This window comes from Arthrobacter sp. NPDC090010 (genome assembly GCF_044748305.1).
Taxonomy (GTDB): Bacteria; Actinomycetota; Actinomycetes; order Actinomycetales; family Micrococcaceae; genus Arthrobacter_E.
Genome location: NZ_JBIVFT010000002.1, coordinates 435,963 through 455,627 on the forward strand (window position 1 = coordinate 435,963; position 19,665 = coordinate 455,627).

Below are 19,665 nucleotides of genomic sequence, written 5' to 3' on the forward strand. Positions count from 1 at the left end.
CAAGAAGCCAAGAACCACGGAGCTGAATCCGATTTAGAGCTGGTTCCCAGATGTCTCCGAAAGGACTCCTGCGCACTGCACGAACCTGCGAAGCGCATCTTCGTTGTACTGAGCCACGTCGAACAAGCTTTCCGGAACAAGCTCCCGGTCGACCGTTGTCAATGCAACATCGACACCGTCATCATTGTTTGAAACCAATAGGCCCCCATACTTCGCCACGATACTGCGGGGACCAGGTATGTCTGTCGCGATGATCCGCTTGCCCAGGACCAAAGCCTCCAGTAATGAGAGTCCTTGCCCCTCCCAACGCGAAAGCAAGGTAATTGCGTCAGCTCTCGCCATAATCGAGTATGGATTCTCCAACTGCCCAGTCAGTAAAACCCTGTCCTGGAGACCCAATCGCCCGATCAAGGAGACAAGATGCTGCTCTTCGGGGCCTCCGCCTACCACGACCAGCCGCATCCCCGGTAGCGCATTCGCAGCGAATCGTTTGATCAAGCGATCATGGCCCTTTTCCACGGAAAGTCTCCCCACCGCCACGACGAGCTTCTCCGCAGAGTCCAAGAACTCCGCCAAGTTGGCGGCCAATGGGAGCTTCGCAGCGGCGAGGATTCGGGGAGCGTCAACGATGTTGTTCGCCCAGACGAACTCCGAGTCCTCGACGCCATATCTGAAGGCTATTGCGTCACGGTTCGCCTCGCAGACAGATTCGGAGACCGAAATAAGCGAATCGAACCTACGATACAGTTTAAAGACCGAAGCCAGCTGAGGATGTTTGGAACGCAGTTCCTGCAACATATCGTTGTGCAAATACACTGCGCTTCTGCTCTCCTGGGGACCGCTCCCGAAGACCCGCACCCAGAACCGAGCATATCCGTCGAACTCACAGATGAACTCCGGTTTGGCACCACCGAATATGCGAAGAAACTCGCGAGAGAAGGCCCTTTCCAGGACCTTCTCCTGTTGCTGATTTAGCTCTGTGAACCACTCACGATCCTTTTTGTCCAACCATCGCTCTTCGGCGGTGAACAACATGGCTCCCGCCCGAGGGAGGACACTGACCTCCTCGCCGAGCAGAGCCGCTTGAGCCACCCGCTCGGGATCGGAAAGTACGCTATCCCGGTCGATCAGTAGGTGCACCGAAGATTGCGTTGTTAGGAGCAGCTCAGACGACAGAGCGCGGAACGAGGCAGCGATCCCATTGGGTATGAGACTCTGCCGGAACACCAGCGCCGGGCCGGAATTTGCGATGGACAACTCACCGGATTCGCGATCATCCAGCCGCCCGGACATGAACCAATCGAGAACCCGCCGCGATGCCCGTCCGTCCTCTCGTCCGGCAAACGTCTGGCGGGCCGATTTCCACACGGAGTCCAATTCAAAAGAGCGTTCCTCGGCATATCTCAGCTGGTCTATGACACCGTCAAGATCGGCACAGACCTGCCCAGTCATCGGGACATCATAAAACCCCCGGGAAGCCCGATATTCATCTAGGTCAGGGGCGTAGAAGATGATCGTCTTATTCGTCGCCAGAAAGTCGAAATAGACCGAAGAATAGTCCGTGACCAAGGCGTCTGCCAAACCCAGGACCTCATACAAGTCCAAGTCTTTGGGAATCAGCCATGAGTCCAGCTCTCCTCCCTTGGCAAGATCGTGGACAAACCGATGCGCAGAGTAACGAACTTGAAAACCGGCCTCAGTAAGCCCGGCGAGGAAAGCGGCCTCCGACGCCGCATCGAACTCGATTCCATTCGTCGAGTCGAGTTGGCCCCTCCAGGTCGGCGCATAGACGACGAACGGTGCACCGGGTTCCAATCCCAACCGCTCACGAACCATATCCTTCGCGACCGGCGTGGTACGAAGCATCGCGTCAACGCGCGGGGAACCTGCCGCCAAGACCCGGCCTGAAAACAAACTCTCCACGTTGTAGTCACGAAGCAAGACCCGCGCCGTCCACTCAGCACCAGGAGACAAGTGCGTGGCATGCAAGAAGTTTCTGCTGATGTTTCCGTAGGTCCATTTCTCGCCTCGGATCGACTTCCCAAGCGTCTTCAGAGGGGTTCCATGCCACGTATTCAGGTATTTCTGACCTGCGCGACGAATGAAATACGAACCGAACGATGTATTGTTGACCAGGAACCCGGCGGTCGCGAGGTTGCGGAAATAGTTTTCTGTTTCGCGTTCGACGATCACCACCTGCTCGTCACTTAGCACGTCCGCCGGGACAAGGGTGTCCTTTTGAACCACCCAGACGTGCCTGAAGTCTCGGTATTCTGGCCGCCGCCGTGCCTCACGATACAAGGCAAGCGGGTTGCAGGAAATACTGCTACCGTGACCTACTTCATAGAGAATCGTCATCATCTCCAACGGAAGTTCAGCTTGATAAGCCAGGTATCGCGCATGTAAATCTTCTGTTTGCGAAGCTCCGCCCGCCTTGCCGACACCATCGATGCCCTGGACCGCCGCTGTCCGCAGATAGGCCTGAATGGCCTCCTCACACCGGTCCAGCATGTGGTAGGCGTACCCCAGCGAGTAGAAAACATGGGGGTCGTGAAGCGACAAGCCTCGGGAAGCCATTTCTAGCAGCACCACAGCAGCTCCAAAGGATCGTTCGCGGACCAGTTTCAAGCCCGCAGTCCTCGCAAGCTTCGCCTTCCTCGGCGTCACGGCACCAGCAAGGACGGGCATCACTGTCGCGACAAATTCAGCACTACGGGTCGCTTCCAGGTCTTCCGCCTGAATCGAGAATTCGATTCGGTACTGGCTCCGAAAGCATTCAAGGGCATCCTCAACGCGTCCGGCCGTCGCAAGAAGCCTTCCTGCATGGTAGAGCCCACGACGGTCCTCAGTACTCGGCAAGGTGCTTGAGTGAGCAAATCGGCGTGCGGCTTCTTCCAGTTTCCCTTGGCGTTCTAAAACGAAACCCAGCCGCCAGTGCCAGTACGCTCTTGACGGGTCCTCAGACACTGCGAGCGTGTAGTAGAGTTCAGCTCCCGCCCAGTCGTACACCCGGTCGTGAGCCATCCCTGCCCGGAAGTAGAATTCACCATCCTCAGGATGAAAGCCCTCGAATTCATTGAAGGAATTTTTGGCAAGTCCCCAGTTCCCCTTTGAGGCATGGAGCGCGCCTAATCCGAAGACAGAGTCCCTCGGGGGCAACGCAGCCGCAGAGTGCTCGAATTGTCGGGAAGCATTTTCTGCGAATCCAGCTTCCATGAGGATGACACCATAGCGGTAGGCGTCTGCGGCCTGAAGCTCGCCTCGTTGGGCAAGGACTGCGAACCAGTGCCGAGCCTCGTCATCAAGCCGCTGCGATGCTGCCGTACGAGCCAACTGTATGAGCCAATCGCTCCTGGCAATTCCGCGTTCGACTCCGCGACGCAGATGACGCATACGCTCATTCGGAGTGAGCGCCCCATGCATGATTCCGTTGAGCAACCGCTTGTAAGGACGATCATCCGATTGGCCCGACGAACAGGCGCTCTCCAGATCCGACAAACCATCGTGCAGACGTCCCATCGCCAACAGGACCACCGCCCTGTGATATCGGTACTTCGCTCGGTCCTCCAGAGCTACCGCCGCGCTGTAGCTCTGTTCCGCTTCCTCCAGATGGCCCTGTCGTTCCTGCGCTAAGCCAAGGTGGTAATGCCAGGACGCATTCCGCGAATCGGCCCCAACAGCGCTGCCAAAACCCTGGACAGCCTGCTGCAGATCACCTCTCCGAAGGGCTTCCTGGCCCAACTTCGCCATAAGACGAGCTGTCGCCTTGGAGCGCGGCAAGTACTTGCCGGCCAGACTGGTCAGCGAAGCACCCGCATCCAGCCGCTGCAAACCCCTGCCCAACAGCCTTTCTAGACGTCGTGGATTCAAAGTAAATCCTTTCATTTCCCGAATCTCGGAAGATCCTTCTGTGTGGCGTCCCAAAGAAGTACATCTCGCAACGCAGTAACCACTCGTTCAGTCGCTGAGCCGTCGTCGTTGGATGCGAACCGCGTCGCGAATTTTTCTGCAGCCTTTACATCTGCCGGACTCAGGATGTTCCGGCAAAGCGCCTCCGTGGTCCGGACTGGCGGCCCTGGAAGCCCTTCTTGGAATTCCAGATAGAACCCTCGGGTCTTCCGCTCGTACTGGTCCAGATCCGGGGCATAGATATATATAGGTTTTCTCGTCACCGCGTAGTCGTACATGATCGACGAGTAGTCTGTCACTAGAAGATCTGATGCCAGAATGAGGTCATTCACTTGCGGATAATCTGACACATCTAATATCCCTGTCGATCTGACTGCCGCAGCACGACTTGTCGTATGGTGGCCTCGGAATAGAACTATGATGTCTGGTCCCAGTTTGCGCTTCATCACTTCGAGGTCTAAATACATGGTGCGGTCGATGTTTCCCGCGGAATCCTTGACATCGTCACGCCAAGTGGGGGCATAGAGAATGACCCTATCCCCTTTCCGCATACCCAGGTTTTCCCGGATTTCCAGGCATCGAGACTCTACGTCCGGCCCTGTCAGCCCATCGTTCCTTGGATATCCGCAAGTCAGTACACGGCCGGTGAACCCCAATGCTTTCGGCAGCACCTCCGCCGCGAAGGAATTCTGGGCCAACAGGACGTCCCAAGCGTGAGCTTCGCGAGCCATTAATCCTCGGTAGGAAGGCGAGAGTGTGCCTGTCGGTACATCCGACCCGATCCTCTTCAGAGGTGTGCCATGCCAGGTCTGCAGGTAAAATTGTCGCGGGTTCTTCCTGAAGTAATGCGGGAAGTTGTTGTTGTTCACCAGTACCGAGGCGCGATGCATGACCTCGAACCAGGTTCTTGTGCCCCTCACGAGAGGAACCGCATAGGACGGGACAGGAACCGACAAATCTGCCACCGACCAGTAAATCCGCAAATTCGAGGCGTCGAGCGTCAGCCGGTCTGAGATGGCCCGCGGGCTGTCGGTACAAAACTTTCCACCGAAGCTCTCGAAAACCGCCGAGGGTTCCAGGAGCGGAACGTCATCCCGAGAGAAGATCCTGGCAAGTTCTCGTTGGTGGAATCGCCCACGCTCATCCGGACTAAGTGGGGGCCCGAAGGTGACTGCGAGATGTCCAGCGGCCGTCTGCCACAAGGTCACTAAAGCCGTCTTGTACTTGGCCTCCAGAGGAAGACGAGCTTCCATGTCCGGAGACAGAGAAATCGGTCGGGCGTCGGTGCTCTCCGTTCCTTTATCTGCCGGCATCCATCTCACCGTGTAGGCACCCGACATCGGCGCCTCCACAGCAACGCCCCATCGGTGTGTCTGAAGGGTGAAGACGTACCGGTTCGTTCGCTCGTCCAGCGCTTCGGTGCGGACAGGATCGATACGGGACTGTCTCGTTTCCAGGACGAGACGAGGATGAGCTTTCTTGTCCACGCCCCAATCCACATCGATCCGAAAGGCATTGTCGTCGAATTCGTGTCCGACTCCGACGACACAAGGAATGCCAGATAAATACCGTCCGGACGTCTCCGGGAATCCTTCTAGGCGATGCCATCGACTGAAAACGTGTCCGGAGAGTTTCATGCTCAACTGAAACGAACTGCCTTTGCCGTCCTCCAATGCCGACAGCGGGAGGAGACAATCGAAGCCCGCAGCGGAATGCGACGCGAAGGGGTCATCCGACTGCCAGTCCAGCCGATCGTCAATGCGTCGCGTCAAACACAACTCCGTCCCATCCTGTTGCGACACAGTGACGAACCCATTTCGCTGATCACTTCTCAGTCCTCGGACATAAGCATGACCCCGAAGTCTCACCTCATCTGAACCGACGACTTCGTGCATTTTCAGATCGGTTACGAACTCCAGATCCTGCGGCTCGCAACTCATGGGGACTGATCTGAGTTCGTCTGGCAGATCATCCCAGTACCCCGGACGGGCAAGGAACTCATCTCCCACAGGGACCACCTCGAATCCTGTGCCGTGCTCCTGCCAGTCGACAACGATGCACTCCACCGAGTTCCGGTCTCCCATGACCGCCGCGGCAAGCAAAATCCTGGCGTGAGGACCGATCATGCTGTCTATAGGAACGTCCAGTACCCCGGGCTCACTGAACAGTCTTGCCAGCGATCGTGCCCCTGCGCTCAGAAACTCCCAGTATTCAGGTGCAGTGTTGGGAACTTGTCGGTAGTACGACATCAGGTCCGACCCCAGGAGCCGGCGGACCCACACCCTGCAAACAGATGGTTCGCCGAATTCCAGAAAGATTTGACTGACCCGATGCGCGATTTCGATCCTGTCCACGAGATCGACCTGGGAGCGTTTTCCTTGAGTTATCGATGACGCATTCTCCCGCAAGCGCCAGCTGTACACGCGCTGGTCCAGAACGTCAAAGGCCTTCGCCCGGACATAAGCTTTAGCGCTCGTCTCTTGATCCTCGTAGAGGATGTTCTCGGGTATCGGCGCTAATTCGCGGTCCCAGAAATCTCGGAGGAAGACCTTATTCCATAGGAATACGTCATCGATAATTTCTGGAAATAGACAGACATCAATATTGAGTTTCCGCTTGGAGTGGAGCTTATCCGAGAGTTTGACCGGCTTCGGCTTGCCATTGATAATTCGGTCATATGAACCTACGGCGAATTCCGATCCGGAAGAATCCAGTGATTCCATCATGGTCACATACGCATCTGGCGCAACCAGATCATCCGAATCTGCGAAGGTCAGGAATATGCCTGATGCTGCATTCACACCAATGTTTCGGGCCCGACCGTTACCGCCATGAGGAGCTCGAATCACAATGATTCGGCGATCCCACCGGGCGAACCGCTCGGCTATTTTCACGGTTTCATCAGTAGAACCATCATCGACCAAGATGATCTCTAAATATGGATAGCTCTGACTTACGATGCTTTGCAGCAACTCGCCCAGATACTCCGCTACATTATGCATCGGCACAACGACCGACAACAGTCCAAGGCGGCGCCGCTGCCCTACCGTCTTCCGGACAATGGCGACCAGTGCTAGATACAGTGGCGTGCGACCAACTGACGCCAGCACTCGTTTGGCTCTCTGGAGTTGCTTCTTGACTCGACGTTTCATTCCGAACGCTCCAAGAGGTGTCCATCCGTGGTGTGCCAGACACCACGGGTGTCGAGGACGGTCTTTCCGCTCAGCAGCTCCGGGTCGATCGCCCGGAACTGCTGGTGGTCCACCAGCAGCACCACGACGTCGGCCCGGGACACGGCGTCGGTGGCCGTGACGAGCGAAGTGTTCGGTGAGGCTGCGAGCTCCGCGGGAAGGCTCTCCGCATAGGGTTCGGCGACCAGCAGCCGGGCATTCGGCAACGTCCGGCTCAGTTCAGCCGCGATCCCCAGCGCCGGGGATTCACGGAAGTCGTCCACATCGGCCTTGAACGCCAGTCCGAGCACCGCGACGGTGCTGTCCACCGCCTCTCCTACGGCATCCAGCACTTGCCGGACCACATGTCCGGGTTTGCTGTCGTTGACCGTCCGGGCGGATCTGATCAGCCGCGAGTTCTCCGGATCCGCCGCGACGATGAACCATGGGTCCACGGCGATGCAGTGACCTCCGACCCCCGGCCCCGGGCGCAGGATGTCCACTCTCGGGTGCTTGTTGGCCAATCCGATCAGCTCCCAGACGTCCAGCCCCAACCTGTCGCTGATCAGTGAAAGCTCGTTGGCGAAGGCGATGTTGACATCGCGGTAGGCATTCTCCGCCAGCTTCGCCATCTCCGCCGTCGTGGCATCGGTCAGATGGATCTCCGCTTTGCAGAAGGTGGCGTACAGCTCTGCTGCGGCCAGCGTCGCCTCGGGAGTGAGTCCGCCCACGATCCGGTCGTTGGAGACCAGCTCGGCCATGATCCTCCCGGGCAGAACCCGTTCAGGACAGTGCGCGAATCTGACCACGGGGCGGCCCCCGGTGCCGTCCAGGCTGAGGTCAGGCCGGATCCCGAGGATCTCGTCCGCCATCAGCCGGGTCGTCCCGGGAGGCGAGGTCGACTCCAGGATCACCAATTCACCGCCTTTCAGCCGCTCGGCGATCTGCCCTGCCGCAGCCCTGATGTAGCTCAGGTCCGCGCTCTTGTCCTCTGCGAAAGGCGTGGGAACCGCCACGATGTACGTGTCGGCCTCGGGCACCGTCCCCTGGGCGGACAGCAGGCCGAGGCTCACCGCTCCTGCCACTGTCACGCCCAGCTCCGGTTCGGTGAACGGCACCTCCCCGGCGTTGACCGCCTCCACCACCCGGGGGTCGATGTCCATGCCGATCACTCTCAGTCCGGCGGTCGCCAGAATCGCGGCCGTCGGCAGGCCGATGTAGCCGAGACCGAGTACGGCGACAGTGGAGGCAGGGGGCGTCTGCCCCTTCGGATCAAAGGTCGACATGGTCGGTGATGCTCCCGTAGAAGATGAGGTCCGCGGAGGCCAGGAAATCCTGGTCCTTGACGGCCCAGGTGTGTCCTTGGCTCCGGCGGATCTGGGCGTAGTTGAATCGGTCGGAGGAGTAGATGAGGAGGCCCTGCTCCACGCACTGCCGCAGGAACGTGGTGTCCTCGCCGATCCCGAGGGGCTCGAACGGGATGGTCCGGAACACGTCCCGCGAGGCCATGAGAGTGGGACCCATGACGAAGTCGGTGTAGCGGTGCTCGCGCTCGCCGAAACGCAGGAGGTTGGCACCGGAGTTCTCCAGGTGGACGTAATGGGCCTGTTTGCCGACCACATCGGCCGCGGAGAAGCGGCGTGCGTTCAGCTGGTCCGAAAGATAGTGGGCACCGTAGTGATCGTCGTCGTCCATCTTCGTGAGGATCTCGCCGTCAGCCGCCGCCACGCAGGCGTTCAGGCACTCACCCAGGCTGTCCTCCGGCGAACCTTGCAGAACGACGACGTCGGCGAGCGGGTGGCGTTTCTGCAAGCGCGCCAGCTCGGTCCGGTCCAGAGTGAAGCCGTGCGTCAGCAGCACCACTTGGGGCTCGATGCCGTGCTGGCCGGCCACGGTCTCGAAGACGTGCTCCACCTGGGCCGGGCGGATCGTGGAGACGAGAACCGAGACCGAAGGGCTCACGAGGGGACGGTGTGCCTCGGGGACAGCCGCCGCGAGAACCTGTTCCGCCCGGTGGGTGTAGCTGTGTTCACGCCACACGCTCCGCTGCGCACGATGAGCCATCCGCGCGTTGAGCTCGGGATTCCGGGTCAACGCACGCACCCATTGACCCGCGGACTCCCGGTCCTGCACCGTCGGAACCTCCTCTTCGGTGAAGAAACGCGGCACGGCCGCACTCGGGCCAGTGATCACAGGGGTCCCTGAGGCGGTGATCTCGAAGATCCTCCGGGCACACATGCTCGGCGAGTCGACGACGGAATTCACATTCAGGAACACCTTGTAGGCCTTGTACGCCGTCAGCATCTGGGCATAGCTGAGGCCGCCCACCACATGCGCTGCGAATGGCTCCGGGAACTGGTACTCCGCCTTGCCTCCCCATTGGCGGGAAAAGATCTCCAGGCCGTGCCTCAGACGGGCGGAGACATCCATCGCGCCGCCCAGCAGGCTCTCCATCTGCGCTTGCCGCTCCGGGTACTTGTGGGCGAAGTACATCCCGGCGAACGCCACATCCCGGGCGTGGAAGCCGGCCGGAGGACGGATCGGATTGTGCACGGCGGGCTGCGCGGCGAACGGCAGCACCCCGACATTCCGGTGCCCCAAGTCCGCCACATAGTGCGGAACCCGGTTCGCGTCCGAGGTGAAGACATGATCGAAGAGTCGCGCAGCGGGGAGGAAATCCTCGTAGTGAGGCGGGTCTTCCTTGTTCCAGAACACCGTGGGAACACCGCGTTCGCGACACCACGCCAGTAGCTCTCTGAGCGCGTCCGACGGGCCGTCCGCACCAGCGATTTTTCCGCGCCACAGTCCGCCATTTCCCGCCCAGGCGGACTCTACGAACAGCAGGTCGACGGGGCGCTGTGCGAAGTCCTCCTGCCAGCTGCGAGGGTCGACGGCGTGTGTGGTCCATTCGTAACCGAATGCGAGCGCCGAGAAGTCGTCGAGGATGACGGCCACCGAGACGTCCTCCCGTACCGGCCGCCGGACGGGCGGCGAGGTGGGCGCGAACGACAGCCGGCGACGCTGGCCCCGGCCGAGCCAGGCCGCCTCAGCGCCGACGACCTGGGCTGGAGGGAGAGGGCCGTGACCGGCCCGGCGTCGGGCCCACCAACGGTGCAGCTGCCGCGGCCCACCGTGGCGGAGATGCCACAGCGCGGTTCTGAGTTCCCGGATGCTCACGACGACGCATCGCTCTTGCGTCGTCCCGAAATACGGGGCTTCACTTGCGTCTGCATCAGGTTCAGGCGCGCGTCCTCCTTGATCCCGGCGGCTGAGATGTTGTTGCCTTTGGCGAGCTGCGCGGTGAAACGACGGTACGTCTCCGTCACCTCACGCGGCTCGCCGTCCATCACCAGGTCGCCGTGATCCAGCCAGAGGACCCGGCTGCTCATGTCCACGATGGTCTCGAGGCTGTGGCTGACGATGAAAACGCAGCCGGCGTTGCCCCGGAGCTCGTCCATCTTGCGCCGGCTCCGGTCCAGGAACTGGGCGTCCCCCGTGTTCAACGCCTCATCGACGAGGAGGATCTCGGGCTCCACGGCCGCCGCGATGGCGAAGCGCAGACGCGAACTCATACCGGAGGAATAGCCCTTCATGGGCAGCCGGATGGATGCCGCGAGGCCGGACAGCTCCACGATCTCGTCGAATCTGGCGTCAATGGTTTCGCGGTCCAAGCCCATCGCCAGGCAGCCGAGCACGACGTTCTGATCCCCCGGCAGCTCCGGGACGAGCGCCGCATTGACACCCAGCATGATCGGCGTGCTGGAGGCGTAGACGGCCCCGGCGGAGGGTCTCTGCTGACCGCAGATCAGCTTCATCATGGTGCTTTTCCCCGAGCCGTTGCGACCGATGATCCCGATGGACTCACCACGCTCCACCACCAGGGAGGTGGTGTTCAATGCCCTGACCGTCACGGTCGCAGCCGCTCTCCCGGCGACTTTCCGGGCCAGCCGCCTGAGTGGCTTGCTCGAAAGCCAGGTGCTCTCGCGCGAGGATTGCACCACGAAGGACTTGCTGACCCCGTCCAGGACGACGCAGGGACTTCCTTCCACGAAGACCGTCTCATCAGCCACGGACGTAACCCTCCTCGCCCTGCCAGAAGTACACGATGCCGATCACGAGCGCGCCGAAGGCGAAGGCTCCAAGATTCGCCCAGGACTGCCAGCCGGGCAGCCTGTCATAGAGGAGCACGGAACGGGCGATGTCGATGACGTTGAACAAGGGATTCATCTTCAGCCAGTGGAGCAGCTGCGGGTGACTGACGAACCGCTCGTAGGAATAGAACACTGCCGATCCGTACATCCAGGCCCTGATGGCGAACGGCAGCAGATGAGCCACGTCACCGGCGGTGGAGATGATCCGTGCGAGGATCAGACTCACCCCCAGGTTGAAAAGGCTGATGAGCAGCAGAGCCGGGACCAGGAGGAGCCAGCGCATCCCGATGATCTCGCTGGGTGGCAGCAACACCACGAGCAGAAGCATGGCGATGAACAGCGGCACGGCGGTGAGCGCTTCCCGCAGATTCGCTCCGATGGGCAGGGCGGCCCTTGGGAAATTGAAAGCCTGGACGATGCCCCGGTTCTTCGCGATCGATCGGGCCCCCTCCGTGATCGCCCCGGAACAGTACTGGAAGATGAACAGGCCGACCACGAGATAACCGACGAAGTTGGGGATGCCCGCACTGGTACGCAACAGGACGCCGAAGATCAGGTAGTACGTCAGACCGTTGAACACCGGGTTCAGGAGAAGCCAGGCGCTGCCCAGGCGGTCCCTCCGTGTTCCGGACATGACCCTGGCGCGGGCATCGTAGAAGATGAAGGCTCTGAAGTCCCACAGTTGCACCAGGTACTCCAGGAATGGAGGCCTGGCTCCCACCCGGCTGAGATTGCGCATGTTCACGGACAGTGCCTGGACCCCTGCCACGGCGCTCTTGTCTTCAGCCCGTGTCATGCCGTGTCTCCCCTTCCATCCTCCAGTGCCCGGTAGGCCTGGATCATTCGTCTGCTGTTCGCGGTCCAGGTCCGCTTGGCAAGCACCTCGGCACGCCCGGCCCAGCCCAGGGATGCTCTCAGACCCGCATCGTCGATCAGGATGCGCAGCCGCTCGGCCAGAGCGCCGACGTCGCCCGGTGGCACGAGCAGGCCGGTGACACCGTCCTGGATGATCTCCCGCAGCGCGGGCAGGTCACTCGCGACGACCGGGCGGGCACAGGCCATCGCCTCCACCGGCTTCAGCGGGGTCACCGCGCGCGTCACCGGAAGGTCCCGCCGCGGCACCACGAACACATCGAGCGCCGCATGGAAGAGCCGGGCCCGGTCCCGGGGCACCCGTCCCGGGAAGTGGACCCGGGAGGAGACACCCAGCTGCTCCGCGAGATCCAGGAGTCGTGCCCGGTCCGAACCGTCTCCCACGATCAACAGGCGCAGTCTCGGATGCCCTGAGGCCAGCCGGGCGAAACTTCTCACCAAGGTGTCCAGTCCTTCGTAGGGCACCAGACTGCTCACGGTGCCGAGATACAAGCCCTCCTCCAGCCGGAGCATTCGCCGGGCCGTCGCGGCGGGAATCGGCTCGTCCAGGAAGTGCTCCCCCACGGCGTTCGGGGCGATCATGACCCGGGCGGCAGGGACGCCTGCTTGCAGCACCTGCGCGCGCAGTTCCGTCCCGAGCGTGATCACGAGGTCCGCGCCGTTCATCACTTCGGCTTCACGGGCCTGAAACCGCACATAACGCTCGCTCTCCCGTGCTTCCGGTTCCCGGACCGAGGCCCAGGTGTCCGCGAGCCTGCCCCGGACCTCGTAGACCCACGGAACTCCGAGCGCCCGCGCGACCGCACCGACCACCAGACCATTGACGAAGTGAGTCGTGGTGTGGAGCACTGCCGGCCGGAAGTCCCGGGCAAGCGCCAGCAGAGCCTCGGCCTCCTGCTGCAGGCGGCCATCGAGTGTGCGGGCCAGCCTGCGGGGCAGGATTCTGCGATAGTCCACTCCGTCCACCAGGTCTCGATGCCTGGCCAGCAGAGCACCCACCTGAACCGGATATCCGATCCGCGTCGCCGCCATGACTTCCCACCCTTGCGCTCGCTGGGACGCAAGGATCGAATGGCTGCGCTGCGCGTAGCCGCTGCCGGTGTGAGGAAGCGAGTTGGTGAGCAGATGCAGCACCCTGTCCGGCTGGGCACGGTATCCACGCACCGGTTCCAGTGATGGGACCCAACCGTGAAAGACTTCGCGCTCCGCCCGGTAGCGGCTCAGCTGCCCGGCCGTGCCAGGGGTCTCCTGCGGTTCGAGGCCACGCACGGCCTCTCCGAGTTCCCCGCGGTACCAGGCGAGACGGGAGACGCCCGCCGCCAAGCGATCCGAACTCGGGGTCTCGGCCCGCGGGACGCACTCAAGAAACAACTGGGCGAGTTCCGGGCGGTGTGCCGCCATGGCCAGATCCGCCCAGGAACAGAGGCGTGGCACGGACGCCTTCCCGGACTGTGCAAGCGGGAGCGCCGCCTCAAGGCGCGCGTCCACTTCATTCTCTCGGCCTCCCAGGAGCGCTGCGAGGATTCCTGCGGGATGGACGGAGCCGGTGGGCATGCCCTGACCCAGCCGCGCGAGCCGGGTACGGGTGCCCGCGGGAAGCCTGCGAAAGGTGTGCAGTGCGAGGAGGGTCGCGTCGTCCTGCCAGTGTTCTCGGATCGTCCTCGCTGCGAGCCCGGCGTTGACGGCAAGGTGACTCACAGCGCCGTCTCCCGTCCCCGGCCGCCCTGCTCGGCGAGGGTTCGCGTGATCAGTTCCATGTACTGGCGCGCCAGCATCGGATGATCGGCATGTTCGCGAACCCACGCCCGCCCTCCGCCGGGGCGTCCCAGGCTGTCCCGGTTCGCCGCCAGGTGGGTCCAGAGCTCAGCCAGCGGCTCAGGATGACAGGCGACGATGTGGCCGGCCTGTGCCTCCTCCACGATCCGCGCTGCCTCGCCACGGACTACCGCTGTGACGTGGCGGCCCAGTGCCAGGACCTCATAGAGCTTCGATGGCACGGTGGTCTCGAACGACTTCCAGTCGTCGCGCAATGAGACAAGACACGTGTCCGCACCCGCGTAGCGGTCCATCAGTTCGGGCCCATGCAATGTTCCGTGGAAGGTCACCGGGGCACCGAGCTCCTCGGCCAGTCTGCGCAAGGCCTCCTGTTCCACACCGTGCCCGACGATGTGCAGACGCATCGCCGGGCCCACCAGCGCGGCAGCGCGAATCGCCACGTCCAGACGCTGGCTTTTCCCGAGGTTGCCCAGGTACACCGCCGTGAACGGCGAGTCACCACCGCCCCGGTCTTCCAGGACCGGCAAGGAGTCCACTCTGACACCGTTGCTGATGCACACGACCGAGCGAAGACCACGATCACGAAGCGTCTGGGCGAATCCTTCCGTGACGGTCACCACGACCGTCGCGCGTTGCTGAACGAATTCCACCGCCCACTCCACAAGGCTCTTCACCCGGCCCTTCACCAAGCGGGCGTCACGGGCGAGATCCGGCCACGCATCACGCATTTCCACCACCAGTGGGATGCGCCTGAGCCGTGCGACCAGGAATCCCGTGGCGAGGGTCGGGAGGGACGGCGCAGTGGCCACCACGATGTCCACCTGAGGCAGCCGGAATGTGGCGGGAACACTCAGCAAGGCGCTGAAGCTCTGGTCGAGGAACTTGCTCAGCGTGGAGTTGCGGTGCCGCAAGTAGGGCACCCGCATGACCCGCTCTCCATGGGGTCCCTTCTCAGTGCGGAACACGGCCCGCTCCGACGGGGACTCCCGCCGTCCGGCTTCATGCGGCAACGGCGCTACGACGTGCAGCGACCAGCCCTGCGAGGAGAATTCCCGCGCGAATGCCCCCCAGCGTCGCTGCGGGGGCGAATGCTCCGGCCAATAAGAGTGGGTCAGCAGGAGGACGCGCGGACGTCCGTCTCCAGCGGTGTCGGCGGGCGCGTGGAGATGCCGGGTGTTTTTCGTCGCCACTGGATCACAGCCCAGTGGCGCGGCCGGCTGACGGACGGGCCGCAGCCCGTGACTTCAGCGTGCGAAAGTACACGAGACATCCGATGGCGAGGGCCGCCATCGTCAGCAGCTGGACGGGAAGCGGGCTCCCCGCTGCTTCGGGTTCTCGATGGCCAGTGCTCTGCGAGCCGACGGGAATGGCCGTGGCGCTGGCGATGGCGGAAGGCGAAGTGGAGACACTCGGGCTGGGTGACGTCGTGGTGGAGGCTGCCGTCTTGGTGGGCGTCGCAGTCGGTGTTGGACCGGTCGAAGTGCCCGCCTCCTGCGGGGTGACTTCGGGGAGTGCTTCCTCCTGCGGTTGCGGTTCCTCAGGACGCGGCTGAGGAACCACCTGCGTTTCCGGTCCGGGGTCGCCCTGCTGGATCGGCTGCAGCTGCGGTTGCGGCTGCACCGGGCGCTCCGGTGTCCGGGGTGGCACCGTCGCGACCACCGGAGGACGCACGGTGGCCACCACGAGTGGCGGGACCGGCGTCGAGGGTTGCTCGCCCGGCTGCTCCGCTGGAGGGCTGCCGGGGTCCGCGGGCACGGTCACCTCGGGTACCGGAGGAACGACGTCGTCCGCCCGGGCGGCGGTCGTCGTCGCCGGAGACAATAGAAGCAGTCCGCAGAGCGCGAATAAGCCGCAAAGCGCGAGTAAGCCATAAAGCGCTGCGGCGCCCCAGCGGAGCGCGCCAGATTTTCCAAGCGTCAAAGACATCCCCAGCGTTCGTGCGATCCCAGACACCGCACGCCCATTCCCCCGGATCTGCGGTATATCGCTCGATACTACCGCAAATGTCGGACATCTGGCCTTATGGATGCATCGGCTTCACCCTCGGGCTCTCGACTGGGGAAGTTCCAGCAACCCTCGGTAGGCTTGTCCCATGCGTGCCGTTCGTCGTTCCCTGCTGCAAGATCTCAGATTCCCAGGCAAGGGGGCCCTGATCGTGGCACTCTCGGTGTCGGCTCTGGCCCTGAGCGGCTGCTCCGCCACCGTCGACGTCACTCCCGCCGAAGACGCCGCGAATCCGGGCTGTGCGCCCATGATGGTGGCCCTGCCGGACGTGATCGCCGATTCAACACTCCGCAAGACGAACGCGCAGGCCACCGCGGCCTGGGGCGACCCTTCCCTGGTGATCCTGCGGTGCGGCGTCAACCCCCCGGGTCCCACCACGGACCGTTGCGTGACGGTCAACGGAGTGGATTGGGTCATCAAAGAAGGCAATCCCGCCTGGACCCTGACCACGTTCGGCCGTAAGCCTGCGGTGGAGATCCTCATGGATCCCAATAAGATCTCCTCCGCCACGGTGCTGGCCGAACTGGCGAACCCGGTCAGCAAGATCAAGGCGAGCGGCAAGTGTGTCGGCCAGGAGGATCTGCAGAACCTGCCCAGCGGCGGCAAGTGACCGCCCGCGGCCGGGCATCCCCGCCGTCCCTCAGCGTGACGCGCTGCGCAACCCCCAGCTGAGGACACCGAGACAGCCCAGGCACAGGACGGTGACGCCGAGCAGCATGACCGGATATGAGAAAGCCGGAGCCAGTGACGCCAGCACGATCGGCAGCAGGAATCCCACGTAACTGAGGCTGTAGTACACGCCGGTCAGCCCCGCCAGATCCGCGGGACCGGCGATCACCTGCACTTCCATGAGGCCTGACACCAGCGTCGTGCCATAGGCCGCTCCCAGGACCGCAGCGGCGAGCGCACCGAGCCAGGGCGACCCGAGCACCGCGCTGCCCGCAGCAAGCAGCATCCCGAACGACATCGCCAGGAGCCCGACCACTGACGCACGTCCGCCCGTCGCGACGTCGATCTTCGGAACGAACGGCTGCACGACGGCGCCGACCCCGAGCGTGAGCACAGTCAGCCCCGTGGCGTAGGCAAGAGTCCATTGTCCCAGGTGAGGAGCCTGCAGCAAGGGGATCACCGCGTAGCCGATACCTGCAGTGGCGAAGACCCAGGGCGCCGCCGGAAGCACGACCCGCAGGAATCGCCGGTGGCCGGCCAGCGGAACCCTCAGATCGTCCAGCAGTCGGGTGCGCGGAACCGCACGGTCCGACCGCACGGTCTCCGGGACCCGCAGAGCCGACACCAGAGCCAGAAGGCCCAGCACCACGTGAACCGCGTAGGGCAGCAGGGACGGCAACGGACCCCATTGAGCGATCGAACCGGAGACTCCCGCGCCGAGCCCGAACCCGAGAGTGAGGGCTAGAGCCGGCCGCCTCGCACCGGCGGAGGCCTGCTTCCACGCCGGACGTCCAGGCACTCGTTCCAGCACTGTGAGCTCCTTGACCCAGCTGCTGCCGACGGACATTGCGATGCCTACCGAGGCTCCGGCCAGGCAACGCCCCAGGCACATGGCGACGGCGGAAGAGGAGCCTGGTCCCAGGATCGCGCTGGCCAGGACGGACAGCAGCACACCGGCCAGGACCACCGGGCGGCGGCCATGGCGGTCCGAGAGGGCTCCGCCGAGCAGCAGACCTGGGATCAGGCCCGCAACATAGGTGCCGAGGAAGACGTCCACCATGACTTCCGAATAGCCGAAGCGGACTTCATAGAGATGCAGGAGCGGGGTGAAGTGATTCCCACCCCAGGCGATGACGAACAGGGCGCACGCCGCACGGAACCACGGCTTGGTCATGCCATGAAGCCTTCCGCACCATAAACGCCCATGTGCGCCCGGAGCAGGTGCTCGTAGCCAGACGCATCCCCGGCACGGAAGAGCTCCTCGAGACGACGGTGCTGATCCAGGAATTCCTCCAGGCCCACACGTCCGCTCCGTACCGCTGAGACAGTCAATCGCTCCAGGCGAACCCGGAGCTGTTCGTAGAAAGATGCCAGGATCGTGTTCCCCGTGGCCGTGGCGACCGCCACGTGGAAGGCGTGGTCGGCGCGCGCGAAGGCGAGGGCGTCACCGTTCGTGGCGGACGCCAGCTGAGCGTGAAGATGCCGCGCGAGTTCATCAAGGTGCCGCTGCCGAGCCTCCGGATCATTCGCCACGGCCTGAACGCCGGCGACCTCCAGAAGCAGCCTCGCTTCCAGAAGCTGGGGCATCGCCGCACCGTCGTCGCTGGTCACGACCGCCCCCTTCTTCGGGTAGAGCCTCAGCAGCCCTTCTGCGGAGAGCCGGAGGAACGCCTCCCGCACCGGGGTGCGGCTCATGCCGAGTTCGACGGAACACTCGCCTTCGGTCAGAAGTGAGCCCGGCGCAAGGTCTCCGACGATGATCCGTCGGGAGAGTTCGAGATAGGCCTTCTCCGAGGCTGCGGACACCGTGCGTTCTGCTGACATGCCTCTAGTCTAACTGTTGCATCTATTGATAGATGCAACAGGGAGGCGGTGCGAAACGACGACGGCGGCGATCCACCGGAAGGTGGATCGCCGCCGTCGTGGGCGGTGCAGGCGGTGCGGGAGACCGGTCTGTCAGCGCAATCCGGTCCTCCGGTTCAACGCCAAGTGGATGAGCTCGTCGATCAGCTCTCGATAGTTCAGGCCCGTGGCAGCCCACATCTGGGGATACATGCTCTTCGGCGTGAAGCCCGGAAGAGTGTTGATCTCATTGATCACCCATTCACCCTCCGGGGTGTAGAAGAAGTCGACCCGGCTCAGGCCTTCGGCTCCGATCGCCTCGAAAGCGAGCGCGGCCAGGCGGCGTACCTCCTCGATAGCCCCCTCTGGAAGCTCGGCAGGGCAGCTCAGCGACGCCGCATTGTCGACGTACTTGGCCTCGAAATCGTAGAAGCTGTGGTCACCGACCGCCACGGCGATCTCCGCGGGCAACGAGGTTCGCGGCGCATCCATGCCGCGGCCCTCCAGGACGGCGCATTCGATTTCCCGGCCGACGATGCCCGCTTCGATGACGAGCTTGGGGTCGTGCCTGCGGGCTTCCTCGATGGCCGCGTCCAGGTCCTCCACACGGTCCACCTTCGAGATGCCCATGCTCGAACCGGCCCGTGCCGGCTTGACGAAAACCGGGAAACCCAGAGCCTCCACCCGGGAGCGCACGCCCTCGGGCTCGCTCTGCCATTGGCGGTCCGTCACGGCCACATAGGGGCCGACGGCGAGACCCGCGGACTCGAACACCACCTTCATGAAGTGCTTGTCCATGCCGAGGGCGGAGGCCAGGACGCCGGCGCCCACGTAGCGGGTGTCACTGAGCTCCAGCAGTCCCTGCACCGTGCCGTCCTCGCCGAACGGGCCGTGCAGCAGCGGGAACACCACGTCCACCTGCCCGAGTTCGGTGGGCACCTGATCCGGAGCCGCCACGATGAGCTGGTGCTCGCCACCGATCTCCGCGAGCGCCACGGTCGCGTCGCCCGGCTGCACCTCCGGCAGCGCTCCCCCGCTGAGGGACCACTGACTCACGTCGCCCTGGGGCAGGACCCACTGGCCGGTCTTGGCGATGCCGATCGGGATCACATCATACTTGTCACGATCGATGGCGCCCAGGACACCGGCGGCGGTGACACAGCTGACGGCGTGCTCGCTGGAGCGGCCGCCGAAAAGGACAGCGATGCGTGGTTTGCGGGCGGCGTCGGTCACGTTGTTTCCGTTCATTCGAAAGGTCTTCTTCCGGGCGG

Annotated in this window: 13 protein-coding genes; 1 reads left to right on the forward strand and 12 read right to left on the reverse strand. The window is 63.1% G+C overall.

The window, feature by feature from the left end; translation table 11 throughout:
- Positions 1–33: 33 nt before the first annotated feature.
- Genes ACIPXZ_RS04860 through ACIPXZ_RS04900 form a run of 9 tightly spaced genes read right to left on the reverse strand, consistent with a single transcriptional unit; the run spans position 34 to position 15,634 of the window.
- On the reverse strand, positions 34–3,885 hold the full coding sequence (locus ACIPXZ_RS04860; RefSeq protein WP_400590996.1) for a CDP-glycerol glycerophosphotransferase family protein: 3,852 nt from the start codon (positions 3,883–3,885) through the stop codon (positions 34–36).
- Positions 3,882–7,061, reverse strand: coding sequence for a CDP-glycerol glycerophosphotransferase family protein (locus tag ACIPXZ_RS04865; protein WP_400590997.1), 3,180 nt, complete (start codon positions 7,059–7,061; stop codon positions 3,882–3,884). The genes ACIPXZ_RS04860 and ACIPXZ_RS04865 overlap by 4 nt, the downstream gene beginning before the upstream one ends.
- Positions 7,058–8,365 (reverse strand): UDP-N-acetyl-D-mannosamine dehydrogenase, encoded by a 1,308-nt coding sequence (gene wecC / locus ACIPXZ_RS04870; protein ID WP_400590998.1) that lies wholly within the window; start codon positions 8,363–8,365, stop codon positions 7,058–7,060. Before wecC ends, ACIPXZ_RS04865 begins: the two co-directional genes overlap by 4 nt.
- Complete coding sequence (locus tag ACIPXZ_RS04875) at positions 8,352–10,256, reverse strand: glycosyltransferase (RefSeq protein WP_400590999.1); 1,905 nt, start codon at positions 10,254–10,256, stop codon at positions 8,352–8,354. The genes wecC and ACIPXZ_RS04875 overlap by 14 nt, the downstream gene beginning before the upstream one ends.
- A complete protein-coding gene (locus tag ACIPXZ_RS04880; RefSeq protein ID WP_400591000.1) occupies positions 10,253–11,149 on the reverse strand; it encodes an ABC transporter ATP-binding protein in 897 nt (298 codons plus the stop codon). The genes ACIPXZ_RS04875 and ACIPXZ_RS04880 overlap by 4 nt, the downstream gene beginning before the upstream one ends.
- Entirely contained in the window at positions 11,142–12,026 is an 885-nt protein-coding gene (locus tag ACIPXZ_RS04885; protein ID WP_400591001.1) for an ABC transporter permease, read from the reverse strand. Before ACIPXZ_RS04885 ends, ACIPXZ_RS04880 begins: the two co-directional genes overlap by 8 nt.
- Positions 12,023–13,801 (reverse strand): glycosyltransferase family 4 protein, encoded by a 1,779-nt coding sequence (locus ACIPXZ_RS04890; protein ID WP_400591002.1) that lies wholly within the window; start codon positions 13,799–13,801, stop codon positions 12,023–12,025. The genes ACIPXZ_RS04885 and ACIPXZ_RS04890 overlap by 4 nt, the downstream gene beginning before the upstream one ends.
- Positions 13,798–15,069 carry a glycosyltransferase family 4 protein gene (locus ACIPXZ_RS04895; RefSeq protein WP_400591003.1) on the reverse strand — a complete coding sequence of 424 codons (1,272 nt, stop codon included), beginning with the start codon at positions 15,067–15,069 and terminating at the stop codon, positions 13,798–13,800. The genes ACIPXZ_RS04890 and ACIPXZ_RS04895 overlap by 4 nt, the downstream gene beginning before the upstream one ends.
- Before the next feature lie 4 nt (positions 15,070–15,073).
- A complete protein-coding gene (locus ACIPXZ_RS04900) occupies positions 15,074–15,634 on the reverse strand; it encodes a hypothetical protein (RefSeq protein WP_400591004.1) in 561 nt (186 codons plus the stop codon).
- A 337-nt stretch (positions 15,635–15,971) separates the two neighbouring features.
- Here ACIPXZ_RS04900 and ACIPXZ_RS04905 point away from each other — a divergent pair, with 337 nt between their 5' ends.
- Positions 15,972–16,493, forward strand: coding sequence for a DUF3515 domain-containing protein (locus ACIPXZ_RS04905; RefSeq protein ID WP_400591005.1), 522 nt, complete (start codon positions 15,972–15,974; stop codon positions 16,491–16,493).
- 30 nt (positions 16,494–16,523) lie between these two features.
- On the opposite strand, the gene ACIPXZ_RS04910 is transcribed toward ACIPXZ_RS04905, so the two are convergent.
- The 3 genes from ACIPXZ_RS04910 to ACIPXZ_RS04920 form a co-directional block, all read right to left on the reverse strand.
- Positions 16,524–17,726, reverse strand: coding sequence for an MFS transporter (locus tag ACIPXZ_RS04910; protein WP_400591006.1), 1,203 nt, complete (start codon positions 17,724–17,726; stop codon positions 16,524–16,526).
- Positions 17,723–18,376: a GntR family transcriptional regulator gene (locus ACIPXZ_RS04915; protein WP_400591007.1), complete on the reverse strand. Its 654-nt coding sequence runs from the start codon at positions 18,374–18,376 to the stop codon at positions 17,723–17,725. Before ACIPXZ_RS04915 ends, ACIPXZ_RS04910 begins: the two co-directional genes overlap by 4 nt.
- A 132-nt stretch (positions 18,377–18,508) precedes the next feature.
- Positions 18,509–19,642 carry a D-alanine--D-alanine ligase family protein gene (locus ACIPXZ_RS04920; protein WP_400591008.1) on the reverse strand — a complete coding sequence of 378 codons (1,134 nt, stop codon included), beginning with the start codon at positions 19,640–19,642 and terminating at the stop codon, positions 18,509–18,511.
- Positions 19,643–19,665: the final 23 nt, after the last annotated feature.

Bases quoted from the DNA above. Each gene is read 5' to 3' on its own strand.
- ACIPXZ_RS04885 (WP_400591001.1), bottom strand. From the start codon at position 12,026: ATGACACGGGCTGAAGACAAGAGCGCCGTGGCAGGGGTCCAGGCACTG.
- ACIPXZ_RS04905 (WP_400591005.1), top strand. From the start codon at position 15,972: ATGCGTGCCGTTCGTCGTTCCCTGCTGCAAGATCTCAGATTCCCAGGC.
- ACIPXZ_RS04860 (WP_400590996.1), bottom strand. From the start codon at position 3,885: ATGAAAGGATTTACTTTGAATCCACGACGTCTAGAAAGGCTGTTGGGC.
- ACIPXZ_RS04910 (WP_400591006.1), bottom strand. From the start codon at position 17,726: ATGACCAAGCCGTGGTTCCGTGCGGCGTGCGCCCTGTTCGTCATCGCC.
- ACIPXZ_RS04865 (WP_400590997.1), bottom strand. From the start codon at position 7,061: ATGAAACGTCGAGTCAAGAAGCAACTCCAGAGAGCCAAACGAGTGCTG.
- ACIPXZ_RS04920 (WP_400591008.1), bottom strand. From the start codon at position 19,642: ATGAACGGAAACAACGTGACCGACGCCGCCCGCAAACCACGCATCGCT.
- ACIPXZ_RS04915 (WP_400591007.1), bottom strand. From the start codon at position 18,376: ATGTCAGCAGAACGCACGGTGTCCGCAGCCTCGGAGAAGGCCTATCTC.
- wecC (WP_400590998.1), bottom strand. From the start codon at position 8,365: ATGTCGACCTTTGATCCGAAGGGGCAGACGCCCCCTGCCTCCACTGTC.